The sequence below is a fragment of the Thermus thermophilus genome (assembly GCF_019974155.1).
Classification (GTDB): domain Bacteria; phylum Deinococcota; class Deinococci; order Deinococcales; family Thermaceae; genus Thermus; species Thermus thermophilus_C.
Genome location: NZ_AP025158.1, coordinates 371,419 through 387,382 on the forward strand (window position 1 = coordinate 371,419; position 15,964 = coordinate 387,382).

Below are 15,964 nucleotides of genomic sequence, written 5' to 3' on the forward strand. Positions count from 1 at the left end.
GGCCCAAGTCTACCCCAGGACCCGCCGGAGCACCTCCCGGTAGGCCTCCTCCACGCCGCCTAGGTCCTTGCGGAAGCGGTCCTTGTCCAAAGGCTCCCCCTTTTCGTCCCAAAGGCGCATGGTGTCGGGGCTGATCTCGTCGGCGAGGAGGACCTCCCCCCCAAGCCGCCCGAACTCCAGCTTGAAGTCCACGAGCTCTAGGCCCCGCTCGGCGAAGAAGGCCTTGAGGAGTTCGCCCACCTTGAGGGTGGTGCGCTTCACCGCCTCAAGCTCCTCTTCCCCTGCAAGCCCCAGGGCGAGGACGGCGTTCTCGCAGATCAAGGGGTCCCCTAGGGCGTCGTTTTTGAGGGAGAACTCCAGAAGGGGCGCCCCAAGCGGGGTCCCCTCCTTCAGGCCGTAGCGCCGGGCGAAGCTTCCCGCCGCCAGGAAGCGGAGGATCACCTCCAGGGGGAGGATCTCCACCCGCCGCACCCGCATCTCCCGGTCGGAGACCTCCTCCAGGAAGTGGGTCTTGACCCCGTGGGCCTCGAGGTAGCGGAAGAGGGCCGCCGAGACCTTGTTGTTCACCACGCCCTTGCCCGGGATCACCCCCCGCTTTTGCGCGTTGAAGGCGGTGGCCTCGTCCTTGAAGTAGACCCTTAAGGTGTCCGGGCCTTCCCGGTAGAGCACCTTGGCCTTGCCCTCGTAGAGCTTTTCCATGCCTCTCCCTGTGGGCCTGAGGGCCCGTTACCTTCATTGTAGCGGCAGGAGGCGAACCCGCGTTTTCTCGGGTCCGATCACCGCCAGGGCTCCCCGTTCCAGAGCTTCGGGGAAACGCCTTAAGACCTCCAGCACTGAGGGTAGGGCCTCGTCGGGGGCGTTAGCCGGGCCCACGTGGCGCCACCATACGGCTTCGTACCCCGAGGCCTCGAGCGCTTCCCGCCAGCGCGGCGAGAGGTTCATGTCCACCAGGATCTTCACAGACTTAGGGCGTGCTCTTCCTCCTCCAGCCTCCAAGCGGCGTAGGCGAGGGCTTCCCGAATGTCCTCGAGGGTAAGCTCGGGGTAGTCCCGGAGGAGGTCCTCGGGGCGTTCTCCGTAGGCCAACCGCCGGAGCAGGGCCGCCACCGTGAGGCGCAGCCCCCGGATGGTGGCTTTACCGCCGAAGAGGCGAGGATCGTGGGTGATCCGGCTAAACCGGGGCATGCCTTCATTCTAAGTACCCCGCTTCGGCTTGCGCCAGAGCGGGGGCCCCAAAAGGCTTCTGGCCAGGGGACCCCATGTTGCAAAGTTCGGGTGCGGGCGCTTAGAGCCCGAAGCGGGCGTAGATGGCGTCCACGTGCCGGAGGAAGGGCTTGGGGTCAAAGAGGGCCCTCAGCTCCTCCCCCTTGAGGGGGTTCTCGGGGTCGGCCTCCAGGAGTTCCAGGAAGCTCCGCTCCTCCTCCCAGCTCCTTAGGGCGTTCCGCTGGACGAGGGCGTAGGCCTTGTCCCGTGAAAGGCCCCGGGCGATGAGGGCGTTCAGGACCTGCTGGGAGTAGACGAGGCCCCGGGTGAGCTCCAGGTTCCTGGCCAGGTTCTCTTCAAAGACCTCGAGGCCCTCGAGGATCCCCTTGAGGCGCCTTAGGGCGTAGTGGGCCAGGGTGGTGGCGTCGGGGAGGACGACCCGTTCCACGGAGGAGTGGGAGATGTCCCGCTCGTGCCAGAGGGCGATGTCCTCCAGGGCGGGCCCTAGGTACCCCCTAAGCAGCCTCGCCACCCCGGTGAGGTTCTCCAGGCCCACGGGGTTCTTCTTGTGGGGCATGGAGGAACTCCCCGTCTGCCCCTCGCGGAAGGGCTCCTGGGCCTCGAGGACCTCCGTACGCTGGAGGTGGCGTAGCTCCACGGCCACCCGCTCCAGGTTCCCCCCCAGGAGGGCGAGGGCCGCCATGACCTCGGCGTGCCGGTCCCGGGGGACGACCTGGGTGGAAAGGGGTTCGGGCCTGAGGCCAAGCCTAGAGGCCACGTGGGCCTCCACCTCGGGGGGCACGTGGGCGTAGTTGCCCACGGAGCCCGAGAGCATGGCGACCCCGATGGTCTCCTGCGCCCGCTTAAGCCGTTCCTCGTCCCTCTGGAAGGCGGCGTAGAAGGAGAGGAAGCGGAGGCCGAAGCTCGTGGGCTCGGCGTGGACCCCGTGGGTGCGGGCGATGGCGGGGGTGTGCTTGTAGCGGAGGGCGAGGGCCCTAAGGGCCTCCTCCACCCCCTTAAGCTCCTCCAGGACGAGGCTTAGGGCCTCCACCAGGAGGGCGTTTTGCGCCGTGTCCACCACGTCCGAGCTGGTGAGGCCGAGGTGGAGGTAGCGCCCCACCTCCTCGTCCCCCGTCCACTCCACTAGGGCCCGGGTGAAGGCCACCAGGTCGTGGCGGGTTACCGCCTCAAGCTCCGCCACCCTTTGGGCGAAGGCGGCGTCCAGGGGCTTTTCCTCTAGCTTGGCGAGAAGCCTCGCCGCAAGGCCCCTAGGCACTTCCCCTAAGTTCTCCCAGGCCTCGAGGGCGTAGGCCTCCACCCGGGCCCACATCCGGTAGCGGCTTTCCTCCGACCAGAGGCGGGCCATCTCCGGCGTCTGGTAGCGGGCGATCATGCCCTTTAGGGTACCAGGGAAGGGGGGTATACTGGGAGCACGGAGGCGGTTTGGCCCCTTTCGGGGTAGCGGACCATGAGGACCCTAGGCAGGATCCGGCGCATCCTGGCCCGGCACAAGCCGGAGCTTCGGCGTGCGGGAGCTGGCCATTTTCGCCCGGGGGGAAGCCACCCCCTTAAGCGACGTGGATATCCTGGTAGCGCTAGAACGCCCTCTAGGATGGGAGATTGTGGACCTGCGCGATTACCTAGAAGCCCTACTGGGGCTTCCGGTGGACCTGCTGGCCGCAGGGGCCTTGCGGCGCAAGCCGCACTTGTGGCAAGCGGTGCAAGAAGACCTGGTTCATGCCTAGGCGGAATGCGCGCCTCTTCATCCGGGCAGGGTGAGGACGAAAGCCCCCCGGTACCCCTCCCCTTCCCGTTCCAGGCGGAGGAGGAGGTCCGCCCGGAAGAGGCCGTCCTGGCGGTTGTTCACCCGGGGCATCCCCCTTTCCCGGTAGGGCGGGAGGGCGTAGACCTGGCGCTGGACCTCCTCGGGGAAGAAGAGCTGGGTGGCGAAGCTCCGCCCTCCCGCCTCCACCCTTAGGTGCAGGTGGGGGGTGCGGCTTGGGTACCAGCCGGGGAAGAGGGTGAGGAAGGCTACCTCCCCCCGTTCGTCCGTGGCCTGCCAGCCCCGGCAGAAGGTCCCGGGGGCGTTGACCCCGGAGTAGCGGCCCAGGGCGTCCGTGTGCCAGAGGTCCACCCGGGCGCCTTCTAGGGGCCTGCAGGCCCGGTCCCGCACGCGAAGGAGGAGGCGCAAGGGCACCCCGGGAAGCCCCTCCCTGAGGTCTTCCCTTTGGGGCACGTCCCGAAGGTAGTAGGGGCCCTGGGTGAGGGCGGGCGTGGGGGTGCAGGTTCCCTGGCCCCGGGCCAAGGGCAGGAGGAGCATTCCCAAAAAGGCGCGCCGCTTCATTGGCGTTTAAGGAGGAGTTCCACCTCCAGCCGGATGCGGTTTTCCACGCTCAGGAGGATGGGCACCCGGGGCTGGACCAGCTTGAACTTCTCAAAGGGAAACTCCGTCTTCAGGAAGACCCGCACCTCGTCGCCCTTGAACTCCGCTTCTCCCTCCCACACCACCTCCTCCGTGACGTCCCGGATGGTGAGGTCCCCCACCACCTGGATGGCCGCCTTGCCGCTTTGGGGGAGGGGGTTGGGCAGGCCCCTCACCTCCTTGGGCCGGAAGGTGGCGGTGGGGAAGCGGCCGGTTTCTAGGGTGTTCTGCCGCAGGTAGTTGTCCCGCCGGGCCTGGTCGCTCCTAAGCTCCCTCAGGTCCACCACGAACTCCCCGCTCACCCGCCCCCCCTGGAGCCGGACCTCCCCCCGGACCGCCTTGGTGGTGCCCACGGCGTCCGTTAGGCCAACGCCCACCAGTTGCTCCCGAACCCGGTAGCGGGCCTCCCCCGAGGCCACCTGGAAGGTCTGGGCCAGGGCCGGAAGGGAAAGGAGCGCCGCCCAGAGAAGCCAACGCATCTTCACCTCCCTTACCGCTACGAAAAGCGTAGCAGGACCAGGTTAGAGGCAGGTTAAAAGGCGGGGGCTTAGACTTGAGCTATGGTCCGGGCCCTGACCTTTGACGTGGGGAACACCCTGATCCTGGCGAGCCCCCGCTTCTGGCTCCTGCCCTTTCTGGAAGAGCGGGGTCTGAGGCCGCGAGGGGACGTGCGCAAGGCGGCCCTCGAGGCCTTCCGCTTCTACGAGGAAAACCACCTGAAGGCCCGGGACCTGGAGACCGCCTTGGGCCTTTGGCGGGAGTTCCACCGGAGGCTCCTCGCGGGGATGGGCCTCGAGGACCACGCCGAGGCCCTTTCCCGGGAACTCGTGGCCCGCTGGCAGGACCCCGCCACCTGGCCCCTCGCCCCGGGGGCGGAGGAAACCCTAAGGGCCCTCAAGGCCAAGGGGTACCCCCTGGCCGTGGTCTCCAACTGGGACGCCACCCTGCCGGAGATCCTCGAGGTGGTGGGCCTCAGGCGCTACTTTGACCACCTCGCGGTGAGCGCCCTCTCCGGCTACGCCAAGCCCGACCCGAGGCTCTTCCAGGAGGCCCTGGCGGCCCTCGGGGTTTCGCCGGGGGAGGCGGTGCACGTGGGGGACGCGGAGGCCGACCTCCTGGGGGCAGAGGCCGCGGGGATGCGGGCCCTCCTCTTTGACCCCTTGGGGGAGAACCCCAAGGCCCTCTCCCGGCTCCAGGGGGTGCTAGACTACCTCCCATGAGCGTCCGGGAGGCCATCTGGGGGGAGAAGCGGGAGGCCATTGAGGAAAGCCTAAGGGCGGTGGACGAGGATCTCTTCCGCTACATCCGCGACTTCGCCTACGAGGAGGTCCTGGCCCGCCCCGGGCTGGACCTGAAGACCCGGGAGCTCCTCGCCATCACCGCCCTCATCGCCTTGGGTAGCCCCAAGGAGCTCGCCACCCACCTGGAGGGGGCCTTGAGGGTGGGGGCCACGGAACGGGAGGTGCGGGAAGCCATCCTGCAGTCCGCCCTCTTCTTGGGCTTTCCCCGGGCCCTGGCCGCCATGAAGCTTTTCCAGAAGGTGCTTAAAGGTCGTGGTGCTCCTCACGAGGGGGAAGGATAGGGCGCTTCTTGCGAGGCTTGCCGCCCTCGGGATAGAGGCGGCGGAGGTGGCCCTTCTGGAGCAGGTGGACCTCCCCGCCTTTGCCCTCCTCCCGGGGAGGCTCAAGGAGGGGTGGGACTTCGTGGCCGTCACCTCCAAGGAGGGGGCAAGGCGCCTCCTCCTTGCCTGGGAAGCGGCGGGGCGCCCCTTTCTGAGGGTGGCTGCCGTGGGGGAGGGCACGGCGGGGGTCCTGAGGGCGGGGGGGCTTCCCCCGGCCTTCCTGCCCCCACGGGCCACGGCCAAGGACCTGGCCCGGGCCTTCCCCCAGGCGGAAAGGGTCCTCTTCGTGGCCGGGGACTTGGCGGGGTGGGAGCTGGAGGAGGGGCTTAGGGCGCGGGGGGTGGAGGTGGAGCGCCTCGAGGTCTACGCCACCCGGGAGCGGCCCCTTGCCCCAGAGGAGCGGGAGCTTTTGGAACAGGCCCAGGTGGTGGCCTTCTTCAGCCCAAGCGGGGTGCGGGCCTTCGCCCGCTGGACGGCTAAGCGTCCCAAGGCGGCCGCCATCGGCCCGAGCACCGGGGAGGAGGCCCGGAGGCTTGGCTTCCCCGTGGTGGAGGCGGAAAGCCCGGGGCTAGAAGGGCTTTTTTCTGCCCTTCTCCGGGCCCTTGGGCGGTAGGGCAAACGTCCCTACCCCGGTGGCGTATACTCAGGAAGGCGTATGGCCCTGCCCCTCTACCTGGTGGGCCTCTCCCACAAGACCGCCCCCCTGGAGGTGCGGGAGAAGGCCGCCTTGGACCCGGTGGTGGCCCTCCCTGCTGCCCTTACGGCCTTGGGCAAGGGGGTGGTCCTTTCCACCTGCAACCGCACGGAGCTTTACGGGGTGGGAAGCCCCGAGAAGGCCAGGGCCTTCCTCCTGGAAAGGGGGGTGGCCCCCCGGCACCTCTACGTGAAGGAGGGGGTGGAGGCCCTGCGCCACCTCTACCGGGTGGCTGCGGGGCTGGACTCCCTGGTGGTGGGGGAGGCCCAGATCCTGGGCCAGGTGCGGGAGGCCCTCTTCCTGGCCAGGAGGCAGGGCGCCACGGAAAGCCTCCTGGAAAAGGCCTTTCAAACGGCCATCGCCTTGGGCAAACGGGCCCGGAGCGAAACGGGCATCGGCATGGGGGCGGTGAGCGTGGCCTACGCCGCCTTGGACCTGGCCCTTGCCGTCTACGGGGACCTTTCCGGGCTTGCCGTGGCCGTGCTGGGGGCGGGGGAGATGGCGGAGCTCTTCCTCACCCACCTGAAGGCCCACGGGGTGGGGCGGGTTCTGGTGGTGAACCGCACGGAAGAACGGGCCCGGGCCCTGGCGGAGCGCTTTGGCGGCGAGGCCTTCGGCCTTTCTGCCCTTCCCCAGGTCCTCCGCCAGGCGGATTTGGTGGTGGCCTCGGCCGCCGCCCCCCACTACCTGGTGGGCCCCGAGGACCTGCCCAGGCGGGCCAAGCCCCTCTTCCTCATAGACATCGCCCTTCCCCGGAACATTGACCCCCGGGTGGGGGACCTCCCCCACGCCTACCTCTACAACCTGGACGACCTCAGGCGGGTGGTGGACCGGAACCTAAGGGCCCGCGCGGGGGAGATCCCCAAGGTGGAGGCCCTCATTGAGAAGGCCCTGGGGGACTACATGGAGTGGTACGCGGGCCACCGGGTGCGGGAGGCCATCCGGGCCCTCGAGGCCTGGGCCCGGGTCCAGGCGGCCAAGGCCCAGCCGGAGGCCGGGCCCTTGGAGCTGGAAAAGGCGGCGGGGCGTCTGGCCCACCCCTTCATCCTGGGGCTGAAGCGCCGCGCCCTGGACCGGGTGGGGGGGCCTCCCTGTCCGGAGGACTGCCTCCTCTACCGGCTTTCCCGGACATGACCTTGGCCCTGGCCTTTCTCGGGGTGGTGGGGGTGGCCTTTGGGGTCTTCCTCCCCGCGGGGCTTTCCTGGGGCGGGGCCCTCCTCCTCCTCGCGGCCCTCTTCCACGCCCTGGCCGAAGGGCCCTTCGCCGGGCCCGCCCAGGTGGCCTTGGTCCTGGGGGGGCTCCTCGCCCTCCGGGGAAGGACCCTTTGGGACCGGCCCCGGCTTAGGCCCCTGGGCCGGTACCTGGCCTTTTTGGCCCTCCTCCTCGGCCTCTTCGCCCTCCGGTCCCTACCCCATCCCGGGGGAGACCTGCCCCTCCTCCTCACCCTCTTCCACGCCGGGGCCTTCCTCGTGGCCTACCTCGCCCTGAGCGTGGGGGTGGGGGCGGGGGCGATGTGCGCCCTCCAGGACCTGAGGCTCCGCCTGGCCCCCGAGCGGGCCGTGGCCGCCGCCCCCCTTTGGAGCCTGAGGCGGCTTGAGCGGGGTTACCTCCGGGTGGGGTACGTGGCGGCCACCCTGGGGCTTGCGAGCGGCATGGCTTGGGCCTTCGGCTACTTCGGGAGCCCTTTGAGCCCGGACCCCAAGGAGGTTTCGGTGGTCCTGGGCTGGCTTCTCCTCACCCTCTACCTCCTTCTGGACGAGCGGCTGCGGGGCCTGCTTCGGGCGGGCCTCCTCCTTGGGGCCTACGCCCTCTTCCTGTTCGCCCTTTTGGGGGCCCCCTTCCTGGGTTCCCGCCACCCCTCGGGGCTGGGGTTTTAACGGGCGCTTCGCCTTAAACGAGTTCGCCCTCCTCCCCAAGGAGCACCTGGACTTCCTGCGGCTTTTCGTGAAGACCCGGGGGAACCTGAAGGAGGTGGGGCGGGTCCTGGGGGTCTCCTACCCCACGGTGCGGGCCCGGCTGGACGCTCTCCTGAAGGCCCTGGAGTACGAGGAGGACGAGGGGAAGGACCGCCTCGAGGTCCTGGAGGCCCTAGGGCGGGGGGAGATCAGCGTGGAGGAGGCGGTGGCCCGCTTGCGGGAAGGGAGAAGCTGAAGGCCGTGCCCTTTCCCACCTCGCTTTCCACCCAGATCTCGCCCCCGTGGGCCTCGAGGATGGCCTTCACGATGGCGAGGCCGAGCCCCGACCCGCCCCGTTCCCGGTCCCGGGCCTTGTCCACCCGGTAGAAGCGCTCAAAGAGGTGGGGGAGGTGTTCCTCGGGGATCCCCTCCCCGTCGTCTTCCACCCGGACCACCGCCTTGTCCCCTAGGTCAAAGGCCCTAAGCCACACGTGCCTGGCCCCCGCCTTGAGGGCGTTGGAGACGAGGTTGGCCAGGACCTGGTGGAGCCGGTCGGGGTCGCCCAGGACATGGAGGTCCTCGGGGGCTTCCACCAGGATCTCCCCGTCAAAGCTTTTGGCGAACTCCTCCCGCACTTCCTCCAGGAGGTCCAGGACCCGCACGGGCACGGGGCGGATCCTCCAGGTGCCGCTTTGCGAGAGGTCCAGGAGGTCGGAGACGAGCTTGCCCATGCGCTCCGCCTCCCGCCGCACGATTTCCAGGCTTTCCCGCTGGGCCTCGGTGAGGGGGGTGCGCCGGAGGAGGTAGCCCACGTGCCCCAGGATGGCGGTGATGGGGGTCCTGAGCTCGTGGGAGGCGTCCTGGAGGAAGCGGGTCTGGGCCTCAAAGGCCTCCTGCAGGCGGGAGAGCATCCCGTTCAGGGCCTTGACCAGGGCGGCCACCTCGTCCCGGGTTTCCGGCTCCGGTAAGGGCTCGGGGCGGGCGCTCATGGCCTCGGCCTTTCGCGCCGCCCACTCCAAGGGCTCCAGGGCCCGGGCCACGAGGCCGCGGGCGAGGAAGAGGGAGAGGAGGAGGACGAAGAGGGCCGTGCCCGCGTAGATGCGGGCGAACTGGCTTAGGGTGGCCTCCAGGTCCTCCGTGGGCCGGCCCACGAGGAGGGCGCCCTTCCACACCGAGCCGGAGAGGTTGACCTCCACCTTCCGGGCGTAGACGAGAAGCCGCAGGGGGTGGCCCTCCCGGGGGAGCTCCGCGTAGGCCCACACCTCTCCCCGCTTGAGGAGCTCCCGGTAGGCCTCCTCTTGGAGGAGGAGGCGCTGGCTTCCCAGGGCGGGGCTTTTCTGCAGGCTGATCCCGCCCTCCCGGGCGAGGAGGGCCGGGTCCTCCTCGGGGAGGAGCTGGACCTCGGCGTAGAGGCCCGGGGGGAGGCCGGCCTCGAGGAGGGCCTGGCCCCCCAGGTTGAGGAGGCGCACCACCTGGTTGGCCGCCTCCTTTAGGTCGGCGCGCAGGCTCCCGTAGAGGAAGTTCCGAAGGAGCCCCTCCAGGGCGAAGCCGAGGACCAAAAAGGCCACGAGGAGAAGCCCCGCCGTGAGGAGGGTGATCCGGGTCCTAAGGGTCATTCCGGGAGGGTGGGTCTACCGGGGCTTGGGCTCAGTCCTCCCTGAGGACGTACCCCACGCCCCGCACCGTGTGGATGAGGCGGCGCTCCCCCCCCGCCTCCAGCTTCTTGCGCAGGTAGCCGATGTAGACGTCCACCACGTTGCTCCCCCCCTGGTAGCCCGGCCAGACCTTCTCCTCAATCTCGTAGCGGCTGAAAACCTTGCCGGGGTTTTTGGCGAGGAGCTCCAGAAGCTCAAACTCCTTGTTGGAGAGTTCAATGCGGCGGTTTCCCCGGAAGACCTCCCGGCCCTCGAGGTTGATGATGAGGTCCGCCACCCGGATCTCCCCGGTGATGGCCGGGGTGACCCGGCGGAGGTGGGCCCGCACCCGGGCGAGGAGCTCCTCAATGGAAAAGGGCTTCACCAAGTAGTCGTCGGCCCCGGCGTCCAGCCCCGCCACCTTGTCCTCCACCCGGTCCTTGGCGGTGAGGATGAGGATGGGCACGTTGGAGGTCTTGCGGATGCGCTTGGCCACCTCAATCCCGTCCATCACGGGGAGCATCAGGTCCAGGATCACCAGGTTGGGGTTCACCTCCCGGAACTTGGAAAGCCCGGTGATCCCGTCGTGGGCCACCTCCGTGCGGTAGCCCTCGGCCTGGAGCTCAAGCTCAAGGAAGCGGGCGATGTCCTTCTCGTCCTCCACGATGAGGATCAGGGGCGGCTCCATGCCTCCCATGGTACTTACTTTCTCATGAGAAAGCTAAGTGGCTGCCGCCGCACGGGCCGCCCGAAATAAGGCTTGAAGAAGAGGGAAAGCCACCCCAGGGCCAGGTAGGCCAGGGTGTAAAGCCACCTGGGGGCCTTGAGGTAGAGGAGGCGGAAGCCCACCCCGAGGAGGGCAAGCCCCCACACGAGGGCGAGGGCGAAGGTCCTCCCCCTTCCCTCCAGCCCTTTGGCCAGGAAGGGGGTGTAGCTCCCCGCGATGAAGAGGAAGATGGCGGCGTGGTCCAGCCTCCTGAGCCAGGCGAGCCCCCTTTCCCCCAGGTGGAGGCTGTGGTAGAGGGCGCTCGCCCCGAACATTAGGGCCATGGTGAGGCCGAAGGCGAGGAGGGCGGGCCAGGCCTCCTTAGGGGCCAGGAGGAGGAGAAGGAGGCTTCCGAGGAGGGCGAGGGGCACCCCGAGGGCGTGGCTTAGGGCGTTGAAGGGCTCGCGGACCACGCCCCAGGCTACCCGATCCCGAGCCTCCTTTCCACCTCGGCCACCTCCCGCACCGTGCGCAGGAGGGCGTCGGGGTTGAGGCTTAGGGAGTCTATGCCCCGTTCCACCAGGAAGGCGGCGAACTCGGGGTAGTCGGAGGGGGCCTGGCCACAAATACCCACCTTCTTCCCCTTGGCGTGGGCCTTCTCAATGAGCATGGCCGCGAGGCGCTTCACCGTCTCCCGCCGCTCGTCAAAGAGGTGGGCCACCCGCTCGGAGTCCCGGTCCAGGCCCAAGGCGAGCTGGGTGAGGTCGTTGGAGCCGATGGAGAAGCCGTCAAAGAGCTCGGCGAAGGCCTCGGCCTCGAGGACGTTGGAGGGGATCTCCGCCATCACGTAGACCTCGAGGCCCCCCTCCCCCCGCCTAAGCCCCCCCTCGGCCATGGCCTCCAGGACCTTCTTTCCCTCCTCCGGGGTGCGGCAGAAGGGGACCATGACCATGAGGTTCTTGAGGCCCATCCCCTCCCTGACCCGCTTCACCGCGGCCACCTCCAGGAGGAAGCCCTCCTTGTAGTCCGGGTGGTAGTAGCGGCTCGCCCCCCGCCACCCCAGCATGGGGTTTTCCTCCTTGGGCTCAAAGAGGTGCCCCCCGAGGAGGCGGGCGTACTCGTTGGTCTTGAAGTCGGAGAAGCGGAGGAGAACGGGCCTCGGATAGAAGGCGGCGGCGATGAGGCCGATGCCCTCGCTCAGGCGCTCCACGAAGTAGGCCCGCTTGTCGGGGTAGGCCTCGGTGATCTCCTCCACCTGGCGGCGCACCTCCTTGGGGAGGGTTTCAAACCGGGTGAGGGCCAGGGGGTGGACGCGCACGTGGCTCGCGAAGACGAACTCCATGCGCAAAAGCCCCACCCCCTCCGTGGGAAGGAGGCTCGTCCTCAGGGCCTCCTCCGGGGTGCCCACGTTCACCAGGATCCGGGTCCGGGTCTTGGGCAGGGTCTCGGGGCGGATCTCCTCCACCTCAAAGGGGAGCCTTCCCCGGTAGACCACGCCCCGCTCCCCCTCGGCGCAGGAGACCGTGACCTCCTCCCCCTCGGGGACGCTCCGGGTGGCCCCCACCGCCCCCACCACCGCGGGCACCCCCAGCTCCCGGGCCACGATGGCCGCGTGGGAGGTGCGCCCACCCCTTTCGGTGACGATGGCCGCCGCCTTCTTCATGATGGGCTCCCAGTCGGGGTTGGTGGTCTCCGTGACCAGGACCTCCCCCTCCTGGAAGCGGTCCATCTCCCTCGGGTCCCTGAGGACGCGGGCCCGGCCCGCGGCGATGGCCTCCCCCACGGCGAGGCCCTCCGCCAGGACCTCGCCCCGCTTGAGGAGGCGGAAGACGCGGAGGACGGGGGCCTTCTGGGAGTGGACGGTCTCGGGCCGGGCCTGGAGGACGAAGAGCTCCCCCGTGGGGCCGTCCTTGGCCCACTCAATGTCCATGGGGGTGGGGCTTCCCCGCTTCCTGGAGTAGTGGTCCTCAATCTTCAGGGCCCAGTCGGCGAGGCGGAGGACCTCCTCGTCCTTTAGGGCGAAGCGGTTCCTTAGGTAAGGCGGCGTGGGCCGGTTCTTGAGCCGGCCTTCCCTGGGGTCAAAGGCCAGGGTGAGCTCCTTGGCGCCGAGCCTTCGGTAGACCACGGCCCGGAAGCCCTCCCGGAAGGTCTCCTTGTGCACGTAGTACCCGTCCGGGATCACCCGGCCCTGGACGATGTTCTCCCCGAGGCCGTAGATGGCCGTGAGGTAGACGAAGCCCCGGTGGCCGGTGTCGGGGTCCAGGGTGAAGATGACCCCGCTTGCGGCGCTGTCCGCCCGCACCATGCGCTGGACCCCCACGGAGAGGGCCACCTTGAGGTGGTCAAAGCCCATGTGGGCCCGGTAGCTGATGGCCCGCGCGGTGAAGAGGCTCGCCATGGCCCGCTTCACGTGGAGGAGGAGGTCCTCCTCCCCCTGGACGTAGAGAAAGCTTTCCTGCTGCCCGGCGAAGCTCGCCGTGGGGAGGTCCTCGGCGGTGGCGCTACTCCGCACGGCCACGGGGATCTCCTCCTCCCCCGCCTCCTCGGAAAGCCTGCGGTAGGCCTCCAGGATCTCCTCCCGGAGGTCTTGGGGGTATTCGCCCTTCAGGATCAGGTTCCGCAGGCGGCGGCTTGCCCTCTGCAAGGCCTTGGGGTCCTCCGGGTCCAGCCCCTCCAGCTCCCGGGCGATGGCCTCCTGAAGGCCGTTATGCCGGAGGAAGTGCCAATAGGCCTCGCTGGTGGTGGCGAAGCCCTCGGGCACCTTGACCCCTAAGGGGGAGAGCTCCCGGATCATCTCCCCCAAGGAGGCGTTCTTCCCCCCCACCAGGGGGACGTCCTCGAGGCCCACCTCGTGGAAAAACCGCACCCACTTCATGGAATGCCTCCTTTCTTTAGGGCTTCCTTCAGCACCCCTTCGGCGCTTTCCCCTTCGTAAAGCGCCTCCTCCGTGAGGAAGAGGCGGTGGGGGAGGGCGAGGAAGGCGGCGTCCTTAAGCTCCTTCCAGTCCACCAAGGGCTTCCCCCGCAGGTAGGCGAGGGCCCGGGCGAGGGAAAGCCACGCCTTGGCCCCGCGGGGGGAAAGCCCCATGCGGAGGCGCCGGTCCTCCTGGGTGAGGAAGGCCACGTGGGTGATGGCCTCCAGGGCCTCCTTGGCCACCCGCACCTCCTTCGCCTCCTCCTGGGCCTTTAGGAGGTCCACCTCCACTGGCTCTGGGGCCTTGGGTTCCTCGGTGAGGATCCTGAGCCACACCTCCCGCCTCGGGGGGCGGAAGGGGATCTTGGCGGTGAAGCGGTCCAGCTGGGCCTCGGGCAGGGGGTAGGTGCCCTCCAGCTCCAGGGGGTTTTGCGTGGCCAGGACGAAGAAGGGTTCGGGCAAGGGATAGCGCACCCCCCCTGCGGTCACCGCCCTTTCCTGCATGGCCTCGAGGAGGGCCGACTGCACCTTGGGGGGCGCCCGGTTGATCTCGTCCGCCAGGACCACCTGGGCGAAGATGGGGCCCGGGACGAAGACGAAGCGCCCCTCCCGGTAGACCTCGCTTCCCGTGAGGTCCTGGGGGAGGAGGTCCGGGGTGAACTGGATGCGCTTGTAGCTTAGGCCGCTCGCCCGGGCGAAGCCCTCCGCCAGAAGGGTCTTTCCCAGGCCCGGGGTCCCCTCCAAGAGGGCGTGCCCCCGGGCGAGGAAGGTGGCGAGGAGGGCCTCTATGGCCTCCTCCTGGCCGAAGAGCACCCTCCCCAAGGCCTCCCGAAGGCGTTCCAGGGACACCTAGCCCTCCCGGGCCCTCTCCTGGACGATCCTTTGGGCGAGGTGCGGGGGGACCTCGGCGTAGTGGCTGAACTCCAGGGTGTAGGCCCCCGCCCCCCCGGTGAGGCTCGGCAGGACCTTGTAGTACTCCAGGACCTCGGCGAGGGGCACCTCGGCCCGCACCGCGCTTAAGGCGCCTTCCTGCTCCATGCCCAAGATCCGCCCCCGGCGGGCCTGGAGGTCGGAGAGGACGTCCCCCACCCGCTCCTGGGGGACGAGGACCTTGAGGCGGTAGATGGGCTCTAGGAGCACGGGGTGGGCCTCGGCCATCACCTTCTTGAAGGCCATGCTTGCAGCGATCTGGAAGGCCAGGTCCGAGGAGTCCACCTCGTGGTAGGAGCCGTTGTAGACGATGGCCTTGAAGCCCATCACCGGGAAGCCCGCCAGCACCCCCTTCTTGGCCGCTTCCTTGATCCCCTCCTCTATGGCCTCCTGGTACTTGCTGGGGATGACCCCGCCGGTGATGCGCCACTCAAAGGCGTACTCGCTCGCGGGCTCCAGCCTGAGCCACACGTCCCCGTACTGGCCGTGCCCCCCGGTCTGCTTCTTGTACTTGCCCTGGCCCTCGGCCACCTTCTTGATGGTCTCCCGGTAGGGCACCTTGGGCACGGAGAAGGTCACCTCCACCCCGTAGTCCGAAAGGCGCTCCTTGGCCGTGGCGAGGTGGAGCTCCCCGTGGCCCCAAAGGAGGAGCTCCCCGGTCTCCTCCTGGCGCTCTATCTTCAGGCTTGGGTCCTCCTCCAAAAGCTTCCTCAGGGCCTCGCCCAGCTTGGCCTCGTCCGTGCGCCCCTTGGGGTGAAGGGCCACGGGCACGTTGGGCTCGGGCAGGCGGGCGAAGGGGACCTCCTCGCTTTCCGGCCTTTCCCCTTGCCAGAGGACCATGCCCCGGTGGAGGTTTTCCGCCTTGGGAAGCCCCAGGATGAACCCCGCCTCCGCCTCCTCCACCTCTAAGAGGTCCTTCCCCATGGGCACGTAGAGGTGGGGGAGGCGCACCGGTCCCGCCTCGCTTTGGAGGGCGTCCCCGGGCTTAAGCCTTCCCCGGTAGAGGCGCAGGTAGGCCACCTGGCCCATGAAGGGGTCCACCTGGACCTTGAAGACCTTGGCCAAAGGGGGGCCATCCCCGAAGCGCTCTTCGGGGGAGGGGAAGGCCTCGAGGATCAGGTCCAGAAGGGGCAGGACGCCGATGCCCGTTTCCCCGGAGGCCAGGGCCACGGGGTAGAGGAGGCCCCGCCGCACCGCCTCGTGGAAGGCCTTCTCCAGGGCCTCCCCCGTGACCTCCTCCCCCTCCAGGTACTTCTCCAAGAGGCCCTCGTCCGTCTCCACGATGGCCTCGAGGACCTCCTGGCGGAAGCGCTGGGCCCTTTCCCTCTCCTCCTCGGGAACCTCCACCTCCACTTCCCGCCCCTCCTGGTAGCGGTAGGCCTTGCCGTGGAAGACGTCCATGAGCCCCACCCACCGGCTTCCCTCGTAGAGGGGTAGGTCTATGGGGAGGATGGGGCCCAGGGTGCTCCTCAGGTCCTGGAGGAGGGCGTAGTAGTCCCCGCCCTTGTCCAGCTTGGTGACCACCACCATCCGGGGAAGGCCAAGCCTTTCCGCCACGGTCCAGGCCCTCTCCGTGCCCACCTGCACCCCGGCCTCCGCGGACACGGCCACCAAGGCGGCGTCCGCGGCCTCCAGGGCTCCCCGGATCTCCCCCACGAAGTCCCCGTACCCGGGGGCATCCAGGAGGAAGATGCGGTGCTCCCGGTAGCGCAAGGGGGCGACCCCGGTGCGCACCGTGGTGCGGTGGAGCTTGGCCTCGGGGGTGTAGTCCGTGGTGGTGGTGCCCTCCTCCACCCGGCCCATGCGCTCCTTGGCCCCCGTGTGGAAAAGAAGGGCTTCGGTGAGGGTGGTCTTGCCGCTTCCCGCGTGCCCTACCAGGGCAACCGTTCTGATCATGGCGCCTCCTTCTTGGTGCCCATAGTATAGGGCCGAGGAGGGGGCGATTGT

General features: G+C 68.9%; 17 protein-coding genes and 2 pseudogenes. 7 read left to right on the plus strand and 12 right to left on the minus strand.

The genetic code is table 11. The features are described 5' to 3' along the window. Window positions 1–9 precede the first annotated feature (9 nt). The 4 genes from purC to purB form a co-directional block, all read right to left on the minus strand. Window positions 10–699: a phosphoribosylaminoimidazolesuccinocarboxamide synthase gene (gene purC / locus TthTMY_RS02180; RefSeq protein ID WP_093004741.1), complete on the minus strand. Its 690-nt coding sequence runs from the start codon at window positions 697–699 to the stop codon at window positions 10–12. A 33-nt stretch (window positions 700–732) separates the two neighbouring features. After that, window positions 733–942 carry a hypothetical protein gene (locus TthTMY_RS11895; RefSeq protein WP_324615481.1) on the minus strand — a complete coding sequence of 70 codons (210 nt, stop codon included), beginning with the start codon at window positions 940–942 and terminating at the stop codon, window positions 733–735. Between the two features lie 14 nt (window positions 943–956). After that, window positions 957–1,184, minus strand: coding sequence for a DUF433 domain-containing protein (locus TthTMY_RS02185; protein WP_093004745.1), 228 nt, complete (start codon window positions 1,182–1,184; stop codon window positions 957–959). Between the two features lie 100 nt (window positions 1,185–1,284). Beyond that, window positions 1,285–2,595 carry an adenylosuccinate lyase gene (gene purB, locus TthTMY_RS02190; protein WP_096411901.1) on the minus strand — a complete coding sequence of 437 codons (1,311 nt, stop codon included), beginning with the start codon at window positions 2,593–2,595 and terminating at the stop codon, window positions 1,285–1,287. Between the two features lie 184 nt (window positions 2,596–2,779). On the opposite strand from purB, the gene TthTMY_RS02195 reads away from it, so the two are divergent. Continuing rightward, window positions 2,780–2,947, plus strand: coding sequence for a hypothetical protein (locus TthTMY_RS02195; RefSeq protein ID WP_229365152.1), 168 nt, complete (start codon window positions 2,780–2,782; stop codon window positions 2,945–2,947). A 17-nt stretch (window positions 2,948–2,964) separates the two neighbouring features. Here the strand turns inward: TthTMY_RS02195 and TthTMY_RS02200 are convergent, their stop codons facing one another. Together TthTMY_RS02200 and TthTMY_RS02205 are read right to left on the minus strand one after the other, a co-directional pair. Further along, complete coding sequence (locus TthTMY_RS02200) at window positions 2,965–3,546, minus strand: intradiol ring-cleavage dioxygenase (protein ID WP_096411906.1); 582 nt, start codon at window positions 3,544–3,546, stop codon at window positions 2,965–2,967. Then, window positions 3,543–4,103: a YceI family protein gene (locus TthTMY_RS02205; RefSeq protein ID WP_096411909.1), complete on the minus strand. Its 561-nt coding sequence runs from the start codon at window positions 4,101–4,103 to the stop codon at window positions 3,543–3,545. Before TthTMY_RS02205 ends, TthTMY_RS02200 begins: the two co-directional genes overlap by 4 nt. An 81-nt stretch (window positions 4,104–4,184) precedes the next feature. On the opposite strand from TthTMY_RS02205, the gene TthTMY_RS02210 reads away from it, so the two are divergent. The 6 genes and pseudogenes from TthTMY_RS02210 to TthTMY_RS02235 form a co-directional block, all read left to right on the plus strand. Then, entirely contained in the window at window positions 4,185–4,844 is a 660-nt protein-coding gene (locus TthTMY_RS02210) for an HAD family hydrolase (RefSeq protein ID WP_096411911.1), read from the plus strand. Then, the gene (locus TthTMY_RS02215) at window positions 4,841–5,206 is read left to right on the plus strand and encodes a carboxymuconolactone decarboxylase family protein (protein ID WP_096411914.1); all 366 of its coding nucleotides are present in this window, start codon (window positions 4,841–4,843) and stop codon (window positions 5,204–5,206) included. The genes TthTMY_RS02210 and TthTMY_RS02215 overlap by 4 nt, the downstream gene beginning before the upstream one ends. Next, entirely contained in the window at window positions 5,178–5,858 is a 681-nt protein-coding gene (locus TthTMY_RS02220; RefSeq protein WP_096411917.1) for a uroporphyrinogen-III synthase, read from the plus strand. The genes TthTMY_RS02215 and TthTMY_RS02220 overlap by 29 nt, the downstream gene beginning before the upstream one ends. A gap of 42 nt (window positions 5,859–5,900) precedes the next feature. Beyond that, entirely contained in the window at window positions 5,901–7,073 is a 1,173-nt protein-coding gene (gene hemA / locus TthTMY_RS02225; protein WP_096411919.1) for a glutamyl-tRNA reductase, read from the plus strand. Then, the gene (gene ccsA, locus TthTMY_RS02230; protein ID WP_096411921.1) at window positions 7,070–7,816 is read left to right on the plus strand and encodes a cytochrome c biogenesis protein CcsA; all 747 of its coding nucleotides are present in this window, start codon (window positions 7,070–7,072) and stop codon (window positions 7,814–7,816) included. Before hemA ends, ccsA begins: the two co-directional genes overlap by 4 nt. Further along, window positions 7,803–8,090 (plus strand): annotated as a pseudogene (locus TthTMY_RS02235) (DUF2089 domain-containing protein); the annotation flags it as partial. The gene ccsA and the pseudogene TthTMY_RS02235, both read left to right, overlap by 14 nt. Here TthTMY_RS02235 and TthTMY_RS02240 read toward each other — a convergent pair. The 6 genes and pseudogenes from TthTMY_RS02240 to TthTMY_RS02265 all read right to left on the minus strand — a co-directional run bounded on the left by TthTMY_RS02240 (window position 8,044) and on the right by TthTMY_RS02265 (window position 15,913). After that, window positions 8,044–9,450: a sensor histidine kinase gene (locus tag TthTMY_RS02240; protein ID WP_096411924.1), complete on the minus strand. Its 1,407-nt coding sequence runs from the start codon at window positions 9,448–9,450 to the stop codon at window positions 8,044–8,046. The pseudogene TthTMY_RS02235 and the gene TthTMY_RS02240 sit on opposite strands and share 47 nt — an antisense overlap. Before the next feature lie 31 nt (window positions 9,451–9,481). Then, window positions 9,482–10,156, minus strand: a complete 675-nt coding sequence (locus TthTMY_RS02245; RefSeq protein WP_096413101.1) for a response regulator transcription factor — start codon at window positions 10,154–10,156, stop codon at window positions 9,482–9,484. A 50-nt stretch (window positions 10,157–10,206) separates the two neighbouring features. Then, window positions 10,207–10,647, minus strand: a pseudogene (trhA, locus tag TthTMY_RS02250) (PAQR family membrane homeostasis protein TrhA); the annotation flags it as partial. An 8-nt stretch (window positions 10,648–10,655) separates the two neighbouring features. Then, the gene (ppsA, locus tag TthTMY_RS02255) at window positions 10,656–13,049 is read right to left on the minus strand and encodes a phosphoenolpyruvate synthase (protein WP_096411929.1); all 2,394 of its coding nucleotides are present in this window, start codon (window positions 13,047–13,049) and stop codon (window positions 10,656–10,658) included. Continuing rightward, the gene (locus TthTMY_RS02260) at window positions 13,046–13,936 is read right to left on the minus strand and encodes an AAA family ATPase (RefSeq protein ID WP_096411932.1); all 891 of its coding nucleotides are present in this window, start codon (window positions 13,934–13,936) and stop codon (window positions 13,046–13,048) included. Before TthTMY_RS02260 ends, ppsA begins: the two co-directional genes overlap by 4 nt. Continuing rightward, window positions 13,937–15,913, minus strand: a complete 1,977-nt coding sequence (locus TthTMY_RS02265; protein WP_223903375.1) for an elongation factor G — start codon at window positions 15,911–15,913, stop codon at window positions 13,937–13,939. Window positions 15,914–15,964: the final 51 nt, after the last annotated feature.

What these genes read in the sequence shown, in the direction of transcription:
- TthTMY_RS02265 (WP_223903375.1), bottom strand. Translation starts at nt 15,913, where the DNA reads ATGATCAGAACGGTTGCCCTGGTAGGGCACGCGGGAAGCGGCAAGACC.
- purB (WP_096411901.1), bottom strand. Translation starts at nt 2,595, where the DNA reads ATGATCGCCCGCTACCAGACGCCGGAGATGGCCCGCCTCTGGTCGGAG.
- TthTMY_RS11895 (WP_324615481.1), bottom strand. Translation starts at nt 942, where the DNA reads ATGAACCTCTCGCCGCGCTGGCGGGAAGCGCTCGAGGCCTCGGGGTAC.
- TthTMY_RS02245 (WP_096413101.1), bottom strand. Translation starts at nt 10,156, where the DNA reads ATGGAGCCGCCCCTGATCCTCATCGTGGAGGACGAGAAGGACATCGCC.
- TthTMY_RS02205 (WP_096411909.1), bottom strand. Translation starts at nt 4,103, where the DNA reads ATGCGTTGGCTTCTCTGGGCGGCGCTCCTTTCCCTTCCGGCCCTGGCC.
- TthTMY_RS02240 (WP_096411924.1), bottom strand. Translation starts at nt 9,450, where the DNA reads ATGACCCTTAGGACCCGGATCACCCTCCTCACGGCGGGGCTTCTCCTC.
- TthTMY_RS02210 (WP_096411911.1), top strand. Translation starts at nt 4,185, where the DNA reads ATGGTCCGGGCCCTGACCTTTGACGTGGGGAACACCCTGATCCTGGCG.
- ppsA (WP_096411929.1), bottom strand. Translation starts at nt 13,049, where the DNA reads ATGAAGTGGGTGCGGTTTTTCCACGAGGTGGGCCTCGAGGACGTCCCC.
- TthTMY_RS02200 (WP_096411906.1), bottom strand. Translation starts at nt 3,546, where the DNA reads ATGAAGCGGCGCGCCTTTTTGGGAATGCTCCTCCTGCCCTTGGCCCGG.
- ccsA (WP_096411921.1), top strand. Translation starts at nt 7,070, where the DNA reads ATGACCTTGGCCCTGGCCTTTCTCGGGGTGGTGGGGGTGGCCTTTGGG.
- TthTMY_RS02185 (WP_093004745.1), bottom strand. Translation starts at nt 1,184, where the DNA reads ATGCCCCGGTTTAGCCGGATCACCCACGATCCTCGCCTCTTCGGCGGT.
- purC (WP_093004741.1), bottom strand. Translation starts at nt 699, where the DNA reads ATGGAAAAGCTCTACGAGGGCAAGGCCAAGGTGCTCTACCGGGAAGGC.
- hemA (WP_096411919.1), top strand. Translation starts at nt 5,901, where the DNA reads ATGGCCCTGCCCCTCTACCTGGTGGGCCTCTCCCACAAGACCGCCCCC.
- TthTMY_RS02215 (WP_096411914.1), top strand. Translation starts at nt 4,841, where the DNA reads ATGAGCGTCCGGGAGGCCATCTGGGGGGAGAAGCGGGAGGCCATTGAG.